At 58.7% G+C, this 17,569-nt stretch carries 16 protein-coding genes; 6 read left to right on the top strand and 10 right to left on the bottom strand.

Features of this window, described 5'->3' with window-relative positions; genetic code table 11:
- Positions 1-7: 7 nt before the first annotated feature.
- Entirely contained in the window at positions 8-1,630 is a 1,623-nt protein-coding gene (locus CKV99_RS02550; protein ID WP_092260700.1) for a hypothetical protein, read from the bottom strand.
- Positions 1,631-1,770: 140 nt separating this feature from the next.
- Positions 1,771-2,490 (bottom strand): DUF3558 family protein, encoded by a 720-nt coding sequence (locus CKV99_RS02545; RefSeq protein WP_231910146.1) that lies wholly within the window; start codon positions 2,488-2,490, stop codon positions 1,771-1,773.
- Between the two features lie 1,237 nt (positions 2,491-3,727).
- Between CKV99_RS02545 and CKV99_RS02540 the strand changes: the two genes are divergently transcribed.
- The 3 genes from CKV99_RS02540 to CKV99_RS02530 are packed head-to-tail and all read left to right on the top strand — an operon-like array spanning position 3,728 to position 6,733.
- Positions 3,728-5,518, top strand: coding sequence for a carbon starvation CstA family protein (locus CKV99_RS02540; protein WP_092260761.1), 1,791 nt, complete (start codon positions 3,728-3,730; stop codon positions 5,516-5,518).
- On the top strand, positions 5,496-5,777 hold the full coding sequence (locus CKV99_RS02535; protein WP_408607549.1) for a cory-CC-star protein: 282 nt from the start codon (positions 5,496-5,498) through the stop codon (positions 5,775-5,777). Before CKV99_RS02540 ends, CKV99_RS02535 begins: the two co-directional genes overlap by 23 nt.
- Positions 5,768-6,733: an ArsA family ATPase gene (locus CKV99_RS02530; protein ID WP_092260759.1), complete on the top strand. Its 966-nt coding sequence runs from the start codon at positions 5,768-5,770 to the stop codon at positions 6,731-6,733. The genes CKV99_RS02535 and CKV99_RS02530 overlap by 10 nt, the downstream gene beginning before the upstream one ends.
- A 45-nt stretch (positions 6,734-6,778) precedes the next feature.
- Here the strand turns inward: CKV99_RS02530 and CKV99_RS02525 are convergent, their stop codons facing one another.
- Positions 6,779-8,050, bottom strand: a complete 1,272-nt coding sequence (locus tag CKV99_RS02525; protein WP_092260757.1) for a deoxyguanosinetriphosphate triphosphohydrolase — start codon at positions 8,048-8,050, stop codon at positions 6,779-6,781.
- 74 nt (positions 8,051-8,124) lie between these two features.
- Between CKV99_RS02525 and CKV99_RS02520 the strand changes: the two genes are divergently transcribed.
- Positions 8,125-10,137 (top strand): TPM domain-containing protein, encoded by a 2,013-nt coding sequence (locus CKV99_RS02520; protein ID WP_092260767.1) that lies wholly within the window; start codon positions 8,125-8,127, stop codon positions 10,135-10,137.
- Positions 10,138-10,183: 46 nt separating this feature from the next.
- On the opposite strand, the gene CKV99_RS02515 is transcribed toward CKV99_RS02520, so the two are convergent.
- Genes CKV99_RS02515 through CKV99_RS02505 form a run of 3 tightly spaced genes read right to left on the bottom strand, consistent with a single transcriptional unit; the run spans position 10,184 to position 12,581 of the window.
- Positions 10,184-10,672, bottom strand: coding sequence for a hypothetical protein (locus tag CKV99_RS02515; protein WP_092260755.1), 489 nt, complete (start codon positions 10,670-10,672; stop codon positions 10,184-10,186).
- A gap of 23 nt (positions 10,673-10,695) precedes the next feature.
- Positions 10,696-11,199: a hypothetical protein gene (locus CKV99_RS02510; RefSeq protein ID WP_092260753.1), complete on the bottom strand. Its 504-nt coding sequence runs from the start codon at positions 11,197-11,199 to the stop codon at positions 10,696-10,698.
- The gene (locus tag CKV99_RS02505) at positions 11,199-12,581 is read right to left on the bottom strand and encodes a glycine--tRNA ligase (RefSeq protein ID WP_092260751.1); all 1,383 of its coding nucleotides are present in this window, start codon (positions 12,579-12,581) and stop codon (positions 11,199-11,201) included. The genes CKV99_RS02510 and CKV99_RS02505 overlap by 1 nt, the downstream gene beginning before the upstream one ends.
- Before the next feature lie 344 nt (positions 12,582-12,925).
- On the opposite strand from CKV99_RS02505, the gene CKV99_RS02500 reads away from it, so the two are divergent.
- Positions 12,926-13,384, top strand: a complete 459-nt coding sequence (locus tag CKV99_RS02500) for an ArsR/SmtB family transcription factor (protein ID WP_092260749.1) — start codon at positions 12,926-12,928, stop codon at positions 13,382-13,384.
- Positions 13,385-13,479: 95 nt separating this feature from the next.
- Positions 13,480-13,914 carry a Fur family transcriptional regulator gene (locus CKV99_RS02495; protein WP_092260747.1) on the top strand — a complete coding sequence of 145 codons (435 nt, stop codon included), beginning with the start codon at positions 13,480-13,482 and terminating at the stop codon, positions 13,912-13,914.
- A gap of 33 nt (positions 13,915-13,947) precedes the next feature.
- Here the strand turns inward: CKV99_RS02495 and CKV99_RS02490 are convergent, their stop codons facing one another.
- The 4 genes from CKV99_RS02490 to era all read right to left on the bottom strand — a co-directional run bounded on the left by CKV99_RS02490 (position 13,948) and on the right by era (position 17,496).
- Complete coding sequence (locus CKV99_RS02490; protein WP_231910145.1) at positions 13,948-15,063, bottom strand: VIT1/CCC1 transporter family protein; 1,116 nt, start codon at positions 15,061-15,063, stop codon at positions 13,948-13,950.
- On the bottom strand, positions 15,060-15,734 hold the full coding sequence (locus CKV99_RS02485; protein WP_408607556.1) for an isoprenyl transferase: 675 nt from the start codon (positions 15,732-15,734) through the stop codon (positions 15,060-15,062). Before CKV99_RS02485 ends, CKV99_RS02490 begins: the two co-directional genes overlap by 4 nt.
- Positions 15,735-15,806: 72 nt before the next feature.
- Entirely contained in the window at positions 15,807-16,544 is a 738-nt protein-coding gene (gene recO / locus CKV99_RS02480; protein WP_092260743.1) for a DNA repair protein RecO, read from the bottom strand.
- Positions 16,545-16,557: 13 nt separating this feature from the next.
- The gene (gene era, locus CKV99_RS02475) at positions 16,558-17,496 is read right to left on the bottom strand and encodes a GTPase Era (protein WP_092260741.1); all 939 of its coding nucleotides are present in this window, start codon (positions 17,494-17,496) and stop codon (positions 16,558-16,560) included.
- Between the last annotated feature and the right edge of the window lie 73 nt (positions 17,497-17,569).

The following is a 17,569-nucleotide window of genomic DNA, read 5'->3' as shown; positions in this document are numbered from 1 at the left end:
CTTATTGCTAGCGGTCGTTGCGGGGTTCACGCACCCAGGCCCCGATCACACCCGGGATCACTTCGGGGCCTTCACCTAGCAAAGCTTTGAGATTGCCTTTACGCTCGACCGCACTGGTTTTGATACCACGCACAGAACTCGACTTCACACCCTGCTGGCCCGTACCCCTACCTGCGGCTCTACCTGCACCTGCACCCATCATCCCACCGATAGGTGCACCACCACGACCATGACTTCCCACACCAGTAGTCGCACCAGCACCTGAACCAGCACCAGGGCCTGCACCAACACCAGGGCTAGGACCAGCGCCCACACCAGACCCAAGACCTGGCCGAGACCCTACACCAGAACCACCGGCACCACCCGTGCCACCAGCACCACGCCCGGAAAGCCCCACACCCCCGCCAACACCAGAACCACCACGGTTGCCCGAACCATAGCCAACACCACCCAACGCAGCACCCCTGCCAACAGCACCCCTGCCAACAGCACCACTAGCGCCAGTGCCAGCACCAGCACCCACCCCAGCACCACCAGTTCCTACGCCCCCAACCATGCCTGACCCAACCGTGCCTGACCCAACCACAAACCCTGGAGTCGATCCCACAGTCCCCACCGGATTCACACTCGGCGACAGCGAAGGACCACCCACCGACGCCGTGCTCGTCGGCACAGCACCAGCAACAAGCGCATCCAAATCATCCCGACCCACACGCACAAACTCTTGGGCCAACTCATACGGATTACGCATCCTCGCCTGCTCTACCATCCCCACCTGCTCCATCGCCTCCTGAACTACCGCTGGAAACGGCAAATCCTGCCACATACTCAACCCCACACCCGGATCACCACCACGAAAAGCCCCACCACCACTGCCTGCCGACACCCCCGAAGGATCTAACGCCGACGGCAACAACTGCGTAATCGACGGAATCGACGGCGGCAACGCAGCCGCCACCGTCGCCGGATACGACGCCAAAAACGCCCGCTCAAACACACCAGCCACATCCGGACGCGTCGCCAACAAGATTCCATACGCCTTTGCAGCCATCACCACCTGCTGACCCAACGCAAAACTCCCCGTCCCCAAATTCGTCGTCGCAGCCCCCATCGTCAAGGTATTAGCACCAAACACCGAACCCGCCGACTGAAGAGCCCGCACAGCCCCCATAGCATTAGCAATCGCCTCAGTATCAGACGAACTATCCAAATCCGCCAACACACCATCAAGACACTCAACAGCATCCGACACCTTCGCCGACAACGCCAACCACTGACCCGTCATCGACTCCGGCACCCCAAAATTCGTCGCAGCATACTGCGAAGCCAACACAGACAAACTACCCACACCAGCAACAACCGGGACGGTCATCACAAACGCAGCAGTCTCAGTATCAACCACATCAGCACCATGATCCCTCGTAAAAAAATCAAAACCACCAGAAGCAGGCAACCCCACCGCATCAATCAACTGACCAATACGAGTATCCGCATTAACCACATCCGCCACATTCTGACGCAACTGGGCGGCAATATTAGCAAACCGATCCGCAAACGCCCTCTGCGACTCCACCCCATTAACCCTCAACACCCCACCATGCGCCTCCCCCACCTCACACAACCCCGACACGCTGGTAAAAATTGGTGATGCCACCATCAAGTCCTGCAGAGAGTTGTTTCCAAGAGACGTCGCTGGCTCCGCTAGTTTGGTGATAGCGGCAGCAACATCCCCTAAAACAAGATTGAGATTATTTCCCCCGACTGATATTTCTAACTCCTTGCTAAATTTTCCAAAGTTTGAATTGCATTTTTACAGTGATCGTCTTGACTTTTCTTCGTGTACACGTCAAGTGAGAACGCGATGAGGTGGCCGCGCTTTGTAGACACTGCAGCGCTGCAATTTGCTTCTTCGACTCCGCTTTCGACATAGAGGAACATTCCTGGAACTATTTTCGAAACGTTGTCTAAGTAAATGCCGTTCTTCTCAGAGATCTCTTGCCTGTCGACCAAATTCCCTGCCAGGATAATGTCAAACTCTCCTCCCTCATCCGCTGGAAGTAAGACACAAGAGAGAATTGATCCATTGGCTAGCGGAGTGGTGACCCCGTCGGTCTTAAATCCTGCAGCGGCGAACTCTTCAGCCGAAATCTCCTGGCACGGATCAAACACATCCGGATAAACCTCAAGAGGATCAAAAGGCCCAATCTCCAACGTGCCCGAATCAAAATGAAACGCCCCCACCGCCTCACCCGGCGCAACCGAACCAGCCTGCCCCCCAGCACCCTCCGGAACACTTGACCCACCTGACTCAGCCCCGGCGGGTTCGTCTCCACCAGCCCCAACAGCAGGACCAACCGGCACCAACCCCACATCAGACGCAGCACACGACGACAACAATGCAGCAACCACAACTACCCCCACCACTGCCACAAAACGAGCCCAACAAACCATAGTCTCCCCCAAGTACAATGAACCGGCAACAACAATCATGACACACCACACAACACCCCGCAGAACTTACCACAGCAACATCCTGCGAAGGTGATCGTCGCTAAGCGAAAACGTGAAGTTAGAGGCCGTCGATACTAACGATGCACTCACGGAAAATACCCTGCGGATGGTTAGTATCCGCGCCCACGAAGCCTCGGCCGGAAATCCAGGCCGAGGAGCCGGAAATCCCCCGGCCCCACACCCTGACTTCCACAAATTCGCTTAGCCCGTCGACGTGAAACATCTTAACGCTGCGATCATCGTTTCACAGTCTGGAGATAACTGTGGTGGAATCTCATGACGTTGTCCAGCGATCTCGATAATCGCATGGCGGTGACTATTAAAGAAGTTTCGTCGATACCCTCATAGGGCCCGTAGCCACGCTGCCTCATCAGCGTATACGTCCTTAAAAATTTTCAAACTTATAAAGCAGCTGATTCTGTCAGTACCCCGAACACTGGCCCCACCAGATAGCGCTCGAGAATACTCAACATAAGCCACACATCGACGCTATCACCGACCGCCAACTTAGTCCGCCAAAACAGCCATACACCGCACAACAGTAAACACCCAAGTCAACAAGACTGAAACCGAAAACCCACAAAACCGTTGTAAAAGCCAGGCTTATTGCTAGCTCTCCAGCTCTCACCCGATCCCGGTCGATGAATCTTCTCAAAACCAGGTTTTTAGACCGCCTTTTCCAGGATCCATCGACCGCACCGTTTGGGCGGCAATTTGCACTGGGCTGCGAACAGCTCTAAGTCCTGACTTCCACAAGTTCGCTTAGTCCATCGGCGTGAAATTCCTTAATGATGCGATTATTGGTTCTGGAGATACCGGTGGTGGGATCTCGTGGCGTTGTCCAGCGATCTCTATGATTGCATAGCAGTGGCTATTTAGCTGCTTAATTAGTTTTGGGGCAATGGCGTAGGTGAGATAGATATGCCCCAGGATTATTAAAGCAGCAAGGACCACGGTCAGATGTGCTCGGAAACTAACTAGTGGAAGTCAGGGGCAGCTCCGCTGCGCAGGTCACGCTCTGAACAGCACCCCGGCTAAACAACACCCCGGCTAAACAACACCCCGGCTGAACAGCGCCCCGGCCCTACGCGGGTGCACCCGCTATCAGGTCATTTTCAACAAAATAAGAGCAAAATAAGAGTATGACCTTTACAACTGTGGGATACTGTGGCACGTTCCTTGTGTAAGCATTTCTGATCACAGTGGAGACGCAACCATGAATTCACTTGTCCTAGTCCTCATCGGGCTGACCATGATGATCGGTGGATACCTGTTGTATTCCCGCTTCTTGGGCTCGAAAGTCTACCAGCTGTCTGACAATTATAAGACTCCTGCCCACACCATGGAAGATGGCGTGGACTACGTGCCCACTAACAAGTACGTTCTGTGGGGCCACCACTTCACCTCGGTTGCCGGTGCGGCCCCGATCGTGGGCCCGGCGGTGGCTGTGATCTGGGGTTGGTTCCCCGCGTTCTTGTGGGTCACACTCGGCACCGTGTTTTTCGCTGGCATGCATGACTTTGGGGCACTGTGGGCTTCGCAGCGCCACCGCGGGCAGTCGATTGGTACGCTTTCGGGGCGCTATATCGGTACCCGTGGCCGAAACCTATTTCTAGTGGTTATCTTCTTGCTGCTGCTCATGGTGAACGCGGCGTTCGCCGTGGTGATCTCTAACCTGCTGATCGCCAGCCCCTCTGCGGTGATCCCCACGTGGGGTGCCATCCTTGTTGCGCTGCTGATCGGTCAGGCGATCTACCGCTTCAAGTGGAATCTGGTGATCGTGTCTGTTGTGGGCGTGATTGCTCTTTACAGCCTGATCATTCTCGGCGACATGTACCCGCTAGCCTTGCCTGAGACTGTCATGGGCATCCCGGCGCGTGGTGTCTGGATCATCATCTTATTCGTCTACGCGTTCATCGCCTCGACGCTGCCGGTCTGGGTGCTCCTGCAGCCACGCGACTACATCAATGGTCTGCAGCTATTTGTGGGCTTGATCATTTTGTACTCGTCCTTCTTCATTATCCGCCCCGAAGTTGTGGCACCAGCGTTTAACCAGGACGTTCCTGAGGGTACTCCGTCTATATTCCCGCTGCTGTTTGTGACTATTGCCTGTGGCGCCATCTCGGGTTTCCACGGCATCGTGTCATCAGGTACTTCTGCAAAGCAGCTGAATAAAGAGACGGACGCCCGGTTCGTGGGCTACTTCGGTGCGGTCGGTGAGGGTCTGCTTGCTCTGGGCGCCATCGTGGCTACTACATCTGGGTTCCGCACCCTGGCAGATTGGGAGGCAATCTATAGCGAATGGAACGCCGGTGGTGTGAGTGCCTTCGTCGAAGGCGGTGGCGATCTAATGAACCAGGGCTTGGGCATTCCGACGTCTTTGTCCGCCACCATCCTGGCCACCATGGCCGTGCTGTTCGCGGCTACTACGATGGATTCGGGTGTGCGTCTGCAGCGCATGGTGGTCTCTGAGATCGCTGACATCATGGGGGTGAAGATCTCCGGGCTTGTGGCCACGATCATCGCGGTGGGTGCCGGCCTGGGTCTGACCTTCTCCACAGGTGCGGACGGTTCCGGCGGCATGCTCATTTGGCCTTTGTTCGGCACGACCAACCAGCTGATGGCTGGTCTTACGTTGTCCATCCTGGTGGTTATTCTTACCCAGCTGCGCCGCCCGACGCTTCCGGTGGCGATCCCGTTGGTGTTTGTGACCGTCATGTCCTTGTGGGCGGCAATTTTGCAGCTTGGCACCCTGTGGGAGGGCCGCAACTGGTTGCTGCTGGTCATTGACGCCATCATCGTCGTGTGTGCGATCTGGGTGATCGTGGAGGCCTTCACCGCCATCAGCCGCGCTCGCAAACAGCCCCCGGTCGAGTGGGCTGACGACGAGCTGGTCCCTGGGCAGCGCCAGGCCGAGAGCACCTCCGCCGGCGCTATTACTGCCGATTCCACTGGCTCCACCCGCCTGGACACACGGGATCCTGATGGCACCGGGCGCACTGAATAAGCTGCGCAATACCCTGCGCGCCTTCTCGGACGGGCTGAACGAGGTGTATCATGCGCCCTACCGCGCCGCGTTCGCCCGCTCCCAGCAGGAGGAGGATGACCTCTTCCTCATGCTGGTCGCCTCCGAAGCGCTGGGCATCCCCAACCCCGCCACCTACTACACCCTCGAGTTGCTGCCGCTGGTCTACGAGGACTTCCATTCGTGGCATACTCGGATGGGCATGGAGCGTTCACCGTTGGAGAATTTCTCATGCTGCTAACCACTGCACCTGTGATGTTTTTCGGCGGTAAAGGTGGGGTGGGCAAAACCACCCTGGTGGCAGCGACGGCAGTGGCGCTGAGTCGCGCGTCGGCACGCGTGCTCTTGGTTTCCACAGACCCGGCGCACAACCTGGGCCATATTTGGGCTACGCCGCTTTCCGACGCCCCCACTCGCGTCGCCGAACGCCTCGATGTAGTGGAGATTGACCCCGAGCGCACCACCACAGCCCACATTGAGGGCGTGCGCACCACCATGCGCCGCATGATGGCCGAGCGCCTCTACCCCGAGGTAGATAAGCACCTTGAGCTGGCTCGTCAGTCGCCGGGCATGCATGAGGCGGCGTTTCTGGAGCGTTTGGCCACGCTTATCGACGAATCCCTTAGCGACTATGACCACATTATTGTGGACACCGCCCCTTCGGGGCATACCTCCCGGCTGCTTGCCCTGCCCGAGGTGATGGCCGCGTATACCGATGGGCTGCTGGCCAGGCGGGAGAAGTCAGAAAAGTTTGGCAGTTTGGTCCGTGGCATGAGTGCAGCTGATTCGGTGGCCTCGACTCGCACGGACCCGCTGGAGCGGCGTAACCAGCAGATTCGTGCGACGTTGCTGGCTAGGCGCCGGCGTTTCGAGACTCTGCGTGGCGTGCTCACTGATCCGGAACAGTGTGTGTTTCATATTGTGCTTACCGCCGAGCGCCTGCCTGTGCTGGAGACGGTGGAGTTCCACCAGGAACTGACCAGCCACGGCATCACCGTGGCGGGTTTGGTGGTGAACAGGCGCGCCCCAGCTGGTGACGGCGAGTTTCTTCAAGCGCGGCGCGCCATTGAAGATTCCGCTCTGTCGCTTCTAGGTGAGCACCTCCCTGACATTAGCACCGTGCATATCCCGTGGCTTGCCAGCGAGGTGGGAACCCGCAGCGCTCTTGAGCACATCGCTGACGTCCTAGCTGGCTAGCACTTCTGCGCTAGCCGTGCTAGCCGTGCTAGCCGTCCTAGCTGGCTAGCCGAAGAAACCAGACAGCCCGCTGGAGCGTTTAGCCAGGCGTTCCAGGCGGGATTCCGTCATCGAGGCGATCTGATCCACGATGACCCGTGCCCGCTGTTGGTCAGTCTCGGCCTCAACCCACCACTGGTGGTACACCGTGTCCAACGATCCTGGCGCACCAGCAGTGAGGTAGTCGTGGACCCGGTTGATGCGCTCGCGTTGGCGGTCCTGGCGCGCCTGGTGTGCCTTCTGGTCCATCACGTATAGCACAGCAATGGTTTTGAGCAAGGTGACTTCGGCGTTGGCCTCGGCAGGAATGATAAGATCGCCGTGCATGCGCCCCAGTGTGTCCTGCCCAGATTCCAGGGTGGCGGTGGTCACGGCACCCACATAGCGGCCCACAAGTTCGCTGGTGAGTTTTTTGAGTGCCACCCAGCTGCCCAAGGTGTAGTCATAGTCGGCGGCATCAGCCACAATCTGCAGTCCACGCAAACGGTCCGCCGCCTCCAACAGCTCCTCGGCGGTACCACCAAAAGCTGCCGCACCCTTGTCCGCTAATTGCGCCAGCTCCACCAAGTCCCACAGCACTTTGAGTGTGACACGCCCTGAGATGATGCCGTCTTCCACGTCGTGGACCGAATAGGCGATGTCGTCGGAAAAGTCCATCACTTGGGCTTCTAGCGCAGCACGACGATCAGTGTGGCCTTTGCGGATCCACTCCAAAATGTGCGCGTCCTCGTCATAGGCAGAATATTTTTTATTACGCGAACCATCCGGGTTAGTCGCCGCCCACGGGTACTTACAGGCAGCATCTAACGCTGCCCTGGTGAGGTTGAGTCCGAAAGAGTGGTCGTCGTAAAGCACCTTCGGCTCTAAACGGGTAAGAATGCGCAGAGTCTGCGCGTTGCCCTCGAAGCCGCCGGCATCCGCAGCTAAAGCGTTCAGCGCTTTCTCGCCATTGTGGCCATACGGCGGGTGGCCGATATCGTGAGTAAGCCCCGCCATATCGCACAGGTCCGGGTCCAGGCCAAGACCAGCACCGATACCGCGGGCGATCTGGCCCACCTCCAAGGAGTGGGTCAGCCGGGTGCGCGGGGTATCACCATCGCGCGGGCCCACCACCTGCGTTTTATCGGCTAACCGGCGAAGCGCCGCGCTATGAAGCACACGGGCCCGGTCGCGAGAAAACACGCTGCGGTGATCGGCCTCGGTGTCCTCGAACAGCGAGCCCTTCTCCCCTTCTGGGGCCATGCGTGCAGCGTCGGCGGCAGAGTACTGATAGGTCATAGCAATGCCTTAGTTTAGCTGGGAATTTGCCGGGATCTAGGCAGACACAGCGGGCAGTGGGTAACCTTGTTGCCATGATCGCGCGTAATTATCAAGCACTGTTAGCGGCCCCACTGCTCGGTGGTGCCATTGCTCTCGCCGCAGCACCGGCCGCGTGTGCGCTGGCAGGTCCGGCAGGGGCGTCGTCGATAAGCGTGCTGGCGCAGACCTCACCGGGGCAGTTCTCCGCGCCGGTCACCGACATGGTGGGTATTCTCAATGGCTCGGAAATCAACGAGATCGAGACGGCGATCCGCGACCTGCAGATCCAGAAACAGCTCAACGTGTTTGTGGTCTACGTTCCCGACTTCGGTGGGCAGGATCCCACCGAGTGGGCCAAGGCTGCCGTTGGGGCCAATGGTGGCGGCAATACTGCGGTGATTGCCATTGCGCCGGAAATCCGCCAATACGGAATGTGGACCGGTGGGCAATGGACCGACGCGCAAAACAACGCCATGAACGACGCCATGTATGGCGAACTGGTGGCCAGCAATTTTGCGCAAGCACCGCTAGCCGCGATTAATGCGGTGTCATCCGGTGGTGGCGACGGCGATAATGCTGCCTGGCTGCTCGCCGGCGGTGGCGCCGCCGTTGCCGCCGGTGGTGGCATCTGGGCATACTCGCGGCGCAAAAACAAGAAAGAATCCGCGGCGATACTCGAGGACTCCAAGGCGATCGACCCTTCCGACACGCGCCGGCTTACGCAGCTGCCCACGCACACCCTGGAGCAGCTCGCCCATGAAACACTGGTGAGCGTGGATGAGTCCATCCGCCTAGGCCAGGAGGAGCTGAAGGTGGCCTCCGCCGAGTTCGGGGCTGATCGCGTCCGCCCATTTACCGCGGCGATGAACCGCGCGACCTCCGAAATGCAGCGCGCATTTGAGATTCAGAAGCGCCTGAACGACGCCATCCCCGAGACCGAGCCGGAAAAGCGCGCCATGTTGGTGGACATCATTTCCTCCGCCGGCCAGGCCGATCAGGAACTGGACAGGCAGTCCGGCGAGTTCTCCGAAATGCGCAACCTGCTGATCACCGCGCCGGATACCATCAACAAGATCACCCAGCGCACCGTGGACCTGCGCGCACGCATCGAGCCGGCACGTACTGTGCTCGCGGAGTTGCAGTCCAAATACTCCGACGAAATGCTGGACTCCATTTCCGACAACGTTGAACTGGCCATGGGCGCACTAAACGAAGCCGAGCAGAACCTCGACCGGGCCCGCGCGCTCGAGTCGCGCCCGGCCGGCCAGCAGGGAGCACTTATCGACGTCATCCGCACCGCCGAGCACTCCATCGAGGTGGCTGACAACATGCTTAGTGCTATCGAGCACGCCGATATAAATATCCAGACCGCAAAAGCCAACCTGCCATCGCTTATCGACGAAGTGGCCAGCGAAATCGAAGAAACCCGCCAACTAGAGGGAGCAACTGCCACAGGTGCGCGGGTCGATGTGCAGCGTCTGGGTGAGGTACGTCGGCGTGCTTCTGAAGCGCTAGAACAGGCGCGTACGCTGGCGGGTTCTGATCCGCTGCGTGCCTACACCGACCTCACGCACGTTGACGCCGAGTTGGACGAGGCCATCGCCGACGCCAAAGGTGTGGCGCAGGATCAACAGCGACTGCTGGGTATTTTCGACCAGCAGATCAACGCTGCGGCCGCCCAGATCCAGGGTGCCGAAGACTTGATCGGTTCCTACGGGCGCATCATAGGCTCCGAGGCCCGCACCTTGTTGGCCCAGGCCCAGCGCGAACACGCCCAGGCGCTCAACCTTCGAGTGTCTGATACTCGCCAGGCTGTTGACTTGGCACGACAAGCAACCGAGACTGCGCGCCGTGCCGCTCGGGCTGCGAAGAACAATATCAACCAGCACCGTCAACGACAGGTCGCATCTACCTTTGGTGACGTAGCCCAGGGCATCATCATTGGCTCGATGCTTTCCGGTGGCCGCGGTGGTGGCTTCGGCGGCGGTGGAGGTGGCTTCGGCGGCGGTGGAGGCGGCTTCGGTGGAGGCGGCTTCGGTGGCCGAGGCTCCGGCGGCTCGTTCTAGGCCTGTTTGTTCTAGGCCTGTTTGTTCTAGGCCTATCCGTCCACCGCTAGATCAGCGTGCGGCGCACAGGCGAATCCACGAGCACCAACCCCCAGGTGAGGAACACGAGGTCCAGGGTGGGGACGTCGTCGATGGCGGGCCCATCAATCACCTCGACCATCCCAGAGATCAGCGGTTGGGTGCGCGCCACCACGTCACCAGCAGCGTCCAAGATTTCGCGCTCTTTGCTCCACCAGCGCACGCGGTTTAAGGAGTAGGGCCGGTCGTCGCAACACCCGGCGAGCTGCCCCACGGTGAATCCTTGTTGAGTGATGGTGTACAGGGTGCCGTCGTCGGCGGTGGCGCGCACCGTGAAGTGGCGTGGGCCGGGGGTGTACTCAACCAGCAGCCTTTTGCGGCCCATGATCAGCACGTCGGAACGCACGTGGGCGATAAGAACGGAGTTGGCGTCGAAAAGCTCATTGCCGCGCCACACCCATTTGCCCTCGCCACCACCGGTGAAGATGCCAGCTTTGTTTGGTCTCGTTACGTCCACACGCCACCCCCTTTTCTGCCCTCTTAAATGAAGAACACCAGCACTGCCACGATGGACAGCAGCACCAGCGTGGCGATCAGCGCCTTGGAGGTGCCCATGGTTTTGTTTTCCAGGGCCAATCGGGAGACCCATGCCAGTGCAACCACATCGGTCAGAGGCAAGTCGGTCTCACCCTCAAATTCGAGGTTAGCCATGCGCACACCATGGTTTTTGCCCGAGAACTGCGCTACTTTCTCGCCACGAGCATCGTCAATGATCCAGTCAGAGCCGTCCTCGTTGATCATCAGGTAGTCACGCCCGTCAACAACTACGGGGACCTCCTTGTTGCGCTTCCAGGCACCCGAGCGCATCAGCTCCACACCGTCGACACGCGCAACAGCCCCGCTGACTGGGGTGGCGGCAAGATCCCAGCGGACGCCGTCGACACGCGCGGAATCAGAAGAGAACTCAGCCAATACCTCAGGCCCAGCCTCCGCTAAAAGCCGCGGGTTGTCGCGGTCGGTGCGGTCCCAAGAAACCCAGTGCATTAGCAACCCACCAATCGCTGAGCCAGGTAGCCTTCCAGCTCTGCCAGTAAAACACGCTCCTGTTCCATGCTGTCGCGTTCGCGCACGGTCACGGAGGCGTCGTCAAGCGTGTCAAAGTCGTACGTCACGCAGAATGGGGTGCCGATCTCATCCTGGCGGCGGTAGCGGCGACCAATGGCACCGGAGGTGTCAAAGTCAACGTTCCAGTAGGCACGCAGCTGATCAGCTAGCTCCGCAGCGGGTTCGGACAGCTCCGGCTTCTTCGACAGCGGCAGCACAGCAACCTTCACCGGCGCCAGGCGGCGGTCCAGCTTCAGCACAACGCGCTTGTCGACGCCACCCTTGGCGTTCGGCGCCTCATCCTCGTGGTATGCATCAATTAGAAACGCCATGAGTGCGCGGCCCAGGCCAGCTGCGGGCTCAATGGTATACGGTATCCAACGTTCCTCGGTGTCTTGCTCGTAGTAGCTCAATTCCTCACCGCTGCCCTCAGAGTGAACGCGCAGGTCATAGTCGGTGCGGTTGGCAATGCCTTCAAGCTCACCCCACTTGGATCCAGCAAAGTTGTAGGCGTATTCAATGTCGACGGTGCGCTTGGAGTAGTGCGACAGTTTTTCCTCTGGGTGTTCGTAGAGGCGCAGGTTCTCTGGGTTGATACCCAGGTCGATATACCACTGGTGGCGGTTGTCAATCCAGTACTGGTGCCACTGTTCATCAGTGCCGGGCTTGACAAAGAATTCCATCTCCATCTGCTCGAACTCGCGGGTGCGGAAGATGAAGTTGCCGGGGGTGATCTCGTTGCGGAAAGACTTACCAATGTTGGCGATGCCAAACGGCGGCTTCAGGCGCGCCGAAGTCATCACATTCTTGAAGTTCACAAAGATGCCCTGAGCGGTTTCGGGGCGCATGTAGTGCAGGCCCTCTTCGTCATTGACCGGGCCGAGAAAGGTCTTCATGAGGCCGGAGAACTCGCGCGGTTCGGTCCATTTGCCTGGCTGGCCGGTTTCTGGATCATTGATGTCTGCCAGGCCGTTGGCTGGTGGGTGTCCATGCTTTTCTTCATAAGCTTCCAGCAGGTGATCTGCGCGGTAGCGCTTGTTGGTGTGTAGAGATTCCACCAGTGGGTCAGTAAAAACTTCGACGTGGCCGGAGGTTTCCCACACTTGGCGTGGGAGGATGATCGAGGTGTCAACGCCGACAACATCGGCACGCGACTGCACCATGTGGCGCCACCACTGGCGCTTGATATTTTCTTTCAGTTCGACACCCAGCGGCCCGTAGTCCCACGCGGAGCGTGTACCCCCGTAAATTTCACCGGCGGGGTACACCAGCCCACGGCGCTTAGCAAGATTAACCACGGTATCGATCACGGACACAGCCATGGAAAACGGTTCTCCTCTGGTAGGGGGATTAAAACTTTTCCCTAGTGTAGCGCGGTCGCTGTGTGGCTTCAGCCCGCCCCCCGGTTTCGGTTCATCGTTACGGTCTTTGGCATACGGGCATGGCCGACGCTTATCGACGAGAAAACGGCCGAAAAGCACCCCTAGTGTCAATATTTTGGACAGTCGTTTATTATGGGGCTAAAGGATATTCCGGAGTCTAATTACAACGCTGGCATTGCCTGCCGAGACCTTGATTTCCGCGTATATCTTTCTATGCTGGTATTAAAAGCAGCAGTGCAACCTCCCCTTCACACAGAGGTTGCACTGAAGGAAGGGAGTCGGCTATGGGCAAGGAGAAGCCGGTCGCGATGGGTGAGATTGAGTACGCCAACAACGTTATTAGCGCGCTCGACTCACCGCTGCGGATGTCCATCCTGCTGCTCCTGCATGAACGTGACCACGTAGTTCATGAACTCGTGGACGCGCTGCAAAAATCCCAGCCACTTATCAGCCAGCACCTGCGTGTACTGAAAAATTCAGGCCTAGTTCAATCGACCCGTTCTGGGCGCGAAGTTGTTTATAGCTTGACAGTGGCCGAAACCATTGATCTGATCCACGAAGCGGAGAAGGTGGGTAAGGCTGCTCGGTTCAATGACGAGTTGGCGAGGCGTCGTGAAGCGAAAGAGCGCAATTCTGATGGGGGCGCTACAATCGGAGCGGCTGCAATAGTAGGAATTCCCACCGACACGCTGCCTGACGTTGACCCAGGATTGGCCCCCCAAACCCCCGCCCCTAACAGGTAAAGCGATCATTTCTGCGGGTAACCTGGTAAAATCTCACAGTGTTAAATAGTATTACAATACTGTTTTGAATACTGTTCAGGCACACAAGGAGATTTATGTCGCCCCGAGACACCGTCCCTAAGTTAGGCGCACGCAACACCCGACAGCGCACAGCCGTGGTTAACTGTCTACGCGACATCGACCGCTTCGCCTCCGCAAAAGCAATTCACCGCGAACTGGAAAACCGCGACGAAAAGGTCGGCCTTACTACTGTCTACCGCACGCTCCAATCCTTGGCAGAGATCGATGCTGTCGATGTGCTGCAGATGGCCAGCGGTGAAGCGCTGTACCGCCACTGCCTGACCGACGATCATCACCACCACTTGGTGTGCGGTGTTTGTGGCACCACGGTAGAGATTGAAGGTGGCCCCGTAGAGAAGTGGGCCGAGGACACCGCCGCCACACACGGTTTTACACTGACCGGCCACGATGCTGAAATCTTCGGCACATGCCCAGATTGTCAGAACAAAAAGGAGAAGGTACACAGCTAAGCGCCCGGTTTCCGTAGCGTGAGCCCGCGAACGCTACGCTAGCACCGCGCCGAATACCACGCCTAGAACGTAGGTGATTGCTGCTGCGCCCAGGCCGATGAGCAGCTGGCGGCTTGCGCGCGACAACGGGGGCTTGCCTGAGAGCACTCCAGTGACACCACCAGTAAACAGCAGCGCCAACGACACCAAAACTAAAGCGACCACCGCGCCAACAACCGGCGATGCCCCAAAGATAAACGGGATCAACGGGATGAATGCACCGGTGCTGAAGAATAAGAACGACGAAGCAGCCGCCGCCCACGCACTGCCCGCACCGTGATATGCCGTGTCCTCCAAATCGTCGAACTGTGCGCCCTGCAGTGCAGCCACGTAGTGGGCGGCGGCGCGCTGTTCCGCCTCCTGCTCTGAATACCCGCGCGCGCGGTACACCAAGGCTAGCTCGTTTTCGTTGACATCCAGGTTGGGCAACATGTCGCGCGCAGCGGGGTCTGGTGTGGAGGCCTCCAGCAATTCATTCTGGCTTTTCACCGACACATATTCGCCGGCCGCCATCGACAGCGCACCAGCCAGCAGGCCAGAAATTCCCGTGAGCAGAATAAAGTTCGACGAGACCCCAGAGCCCATCACGCCGATCACCAGCGCCACATTGGATACCAGCCCATCGTTGGCGCCGAACACAGCGGCACGGAAGTTGCCGCTCATGCGCTCGCGGCCTTTTTGCGCCAACGCGCGCACCACCTCGGCGTGCATGGCCTCATCAGCGGCGATCTGGTCGGAGGCATCCACGTCATCCAGATACGGCGAGCGTTGTTCTGCCGACTGCATCAGCGCCAGCGCAAACACCGAGCCGAAATTGCGCGCCATAAACGCCATGAACCGGGTGGATAAGTCAGGCGACTGAGGCATACCCACATAGTCGCCAAGCTTCTCGCGCCAAAATTGTTCGTGGCGGGATTCAGCATCAGCCACGCGCTGCAGAATCTCGCGTTCTTCACCGTCGCGCTTGCGTGCCAGCTCACGGTAGACGGCGGCCTCTGCACGCTCGTTGGCCAGGTAGCGTCGCCAGCGTTTGATCTGGGCTTTCGTCGGTTCGCTTGCCGACGAATCCTGCTGCGCCTGGTGCTCCAACTCGTTGTCGCTCTCGGTCACTTCGTTCCTCCGAAACGGCGGTCACGGCGCGCATACTCCAGTACTGCGTCATACATGTCTTGCGGCGTGAAATCAGGAAACAGTTTGTCCTGATACACCATCTCAGCATAGGCGGACTGCCACAACAGGTAGTTGGAGGTGCGCTGCTCCCCCGACGGCCGCAGAAACAAATCCACATCTGGCATGTCGGGGCGGTACAGGAACTGGGAAAACGTGTCCTCATTGAGCTGTTCTCTACGCAGATTACCGGCGCGAGCTTCGTCGATAAGCGTGCGTGCGGCGTCGACAAGCTCTGCCCTCCCGCCATAGTTAACACACATGGCTAGTGTCATTGCCGTGTTGTGGCGTGTCAGCTCCTCAGCGGCTTCAAGTTCGCGGATCACGCTGCGCCACAGCCGGGGCCGGCGACCAACCCACACGATGCGCACATTTTTCTCGTGCAGAATATCACGTTGGCGGCGCAGCACATCGCGCGAAAAGCCCATCAGGAAGCGGACTTCCTCGGCGGCGCGGCGCCAGTTCTCCGTGGAAAAAGCATAAGCGGACAGCCACTCAACTTCGCCCAGAGCCAAGCATGCGTCGACGCAGTCCATCAGCACAGCCTCGCCACGCTTATGGCCTTCGGTGCGTGGCATGCCTTGGTTCTGGGCCCAACGGCCGTTACCGTCCATCACCAGCGCGATGTGCTTGGGAATGAACTCTGCGGGAATCTCTGGAGGGGGTGTAACAGTCACCCCAACAGTCTAGGCCTGCTCCATGATTTTCAGCGACTTCACACCCTGTTCCGCATGCCACTGCAGATGCGCGCTAGTCATGCGGTGCACTTGCGCTGCAATCGTGCCTGTCGCGACCTGCAGCGCCGCCGCCACGTGAGAATGCTGCAGCAGCCACATCACGTGCAACGATTCCGGATCAATCTCGGCAGAACCCTGGGGCCGGCAATTATTGCACACCGCCCCACCAATAGCCGCGTGAAAAGCACGGTGCGGCCCCGGCTTTTGACAGTTCGCGCAATCAAACAGGCTTAAGCCCCAACCCGCGTTGTCTGTTGCGCGCAAAATGAACTTATCGACGACCAAACTGGGGTGCTGCGCCTTTTGAAGCTCGCCGAAACTAGCAGTGACCTCGTCGAAAAGAAAGGGGTCCTCGTGGTCTGCATACGACAACTTTTCGGCCGACTCCAAGATGGCGCACCCAGCGGCATACTTATCGAAGTCATCAATAATGCCAGACCCGAAGTAGGCCACGGTGTCGGCGCCAGTGATCGTCGATAAGCTCCTGCCCGGATACAACTGCACATCAATATCGACGAACGGCTGCAGGCGCGACCCGAAACGGCTCTTGGCGCGGCGCACACCTTTAGCCACCGCACGCACCAGCCCGTGGTGGCGGGTGAGCAACACGATCACGCGGTCGGCCTCGGCGAAGTCGTAGGTGCGCACGACGACGGCGCGGTCCCGGTACGACTGCCTCGATGCCATGTACAACCCCAGCCTAAAAACCCAGCCTACCCAGGCTTTTCGGGTCTGACTGCCAGTTTTTCAAAATCTTAATCCGCAGGTCAAGGTGCACGTTACGGCCCAGCAGCTTCATGATCTCCTTCCGCGCTCGCTGTACAAGACCACGGAACCGGCGCCCATCTTTGCCCTCAATGATGCGCTTCTGGCCCGGGCGTTCCAGGTACAAGATCGCATGGATGACCAACTTATCGGGGTTATCTTCGTCCGGAAGCATCTCGTCGATCTCCACGGCCACCGAGTGCGGCAACTCATCGCGCAGACCAGACAGAGCGGCCTCGCGAATCAGCTCAGAGATACGCGTTTCGGTGTCCTCATCAGTGACGTGGTCGGTTGGGTAGAAACGCGGGCCCTCTTCAAGGTGATTAGTGATCACATCAAGCAACACGTCCAGCTGAGTCTCCGTGGCAGCAGACACCGGGACCACGTCAACGGGGGTGTCGTCGTTACGCGCGGCCGCGCCCTCGGTGAGCATCGCATGTAACTCCAGCAGCTGCGCGCCCACCTGGTCCTTATCTAACTTTGTCACCACGCCGATGATCGGGGTGTTTGGCGCAACCTTCTGGACGTTATCGACGATCCAGCGGTCACCCGGGCCAATTTTCTCATCGGCGGGAATAGTCAGACAAATTAAGTCCACATCAGCATAAGTATCCTGCACCACCTCATTAAGGCGCTCACCCAGCAGCGTACGCGGACGGTGCAAACCGGGAGTATCCACCAGAATGATTTGCGCGTCCTCCCTGTTCACGATGCCCCTGATGGGCCTGCGGGTCGTTTCAGGTTGATCGGCGGTAATCGCAATTTTCTGGCCCACCAAAGCGTTGGTCAGCGTCGACTTTCCCGTATTTGGGCGGCCGACGAAACTCACAAAACCGGACTTAAAACCTTCAGGCGTATCCGTGAACATATCCATGGTGCCCAAGTTTAGCTTTCAGGTCTAGGTTTGGGGTGCGACATAACTAGTATTGCCACGGCCTGTTCTGCTG

Origin of the sequence: Corynebacterium cystitidis, assembly GCF_900187295.1 — a bacterium.
Classification (GTDB): domain Bacteria; phylum Actinomycetota; class Actinomycetes; order Mycobacteriales; family Mycobacteriaceae; genus Corynebacterium; species Corynebacterium cystitidis.
This window is presented reverse-complemented; position numbering and strand designations above follow the sequence as displayed.

Excerpts from the sequence above, each read along its gene's own strand:
- CKV99_RS02510 (WP_092260753.1), bottom strand. The coding sequence starts at position 11,199 with ATGCACTGGGTTTCTTGGGACCGCACCGACCGCGACAACCCGCGGCTT.
- CKV99_RS02535 (WP_408607549.1), top strand. The coding sequence starts at position 5,496 with ATGGCACCGGGCGCACTGAATAAGCTGCGCAATACCCTGCGCGCCTTC.
- CKV99_RS02525 (WP_092260757.1), bottom strand. The coding sequence starts at position 8,050 with ATGACCTATCAGTACTCTGCCGCCGACGCTGCACGCATGGCCCCAGAA.
- CKV99_RS02520 (WP_092260767.1), top strand. The coding sequence starts at position 8,125 with ATGATCGCGCGTAATTATCAAGCACTGTTAGCGGCCCCACTGCTCGGT.
- CKV99_RS02540 (WP_092260761.1), top strand. The coding sequence starts at position 3,728 with ATGAATTCACTTGTCCTAGTCCTCATCGGGCTGACCATGATGATCGGT.
- CKV99_RS02495 (WP_092260747.1), top strand. The coding sequence starts at position 13,480 with ATGTCGCCCCGAGACACCGTCCCTAAGTTAGGCGCACGCAACACCCGA.
- CKV99_RS02500 (WP_092260749.1), top strand. The coding sequence starts at position 12,926 with ATGGGCAAGGAGAAGCCGGTCGCGATGGGTGAGATTGAGTACGCCAAC.
- CKV99_RS02505 (WP_092260751.1), bottom strand. The coding sequence starts at position 12,581 with ATGGCTGTGTCCGTGATCGATACCGTGGTTAATCTTGCTAAGCGCCGT.
- CKV99_RS02530 (WP_092260759.1), top strand. The coding sequence starts at position 5,768 with ATGCTGCTAACCACTGCACCTGTGATGTTTTTCGGCGGTAAAGGTGGG.
- CKV99_RS02545 (WP_231910146.1), bottom strand. The coding sequence starts at position 2,490 with ATGATTGTTGTTGCCGGTTCATTGTACTTGGGGGAGACTATGGTTTGT.
- era (WP_092260741.1), bottom strand. The coding sequence starts at position 17,496 with ATGGATATGTTCACGGATACGCCTGAAGGTTTTAAGTCCGGTTTTGTG.
- CKV99_RS02485 (WP_408607556.1), bottom strand. The coding sequence starts at position 15,734 with ATGGACGGTAACGGCCGTTGGGCCCAGAACCAAGGCATGCCACGCACC.
- recO (WP_092260743.1), bottom strand. The coding sequence starts at position 16,544 with ATGGCATCGAGGCAGTCGTACCGGGACCGCGCCGTCGTCGTGCGCACC.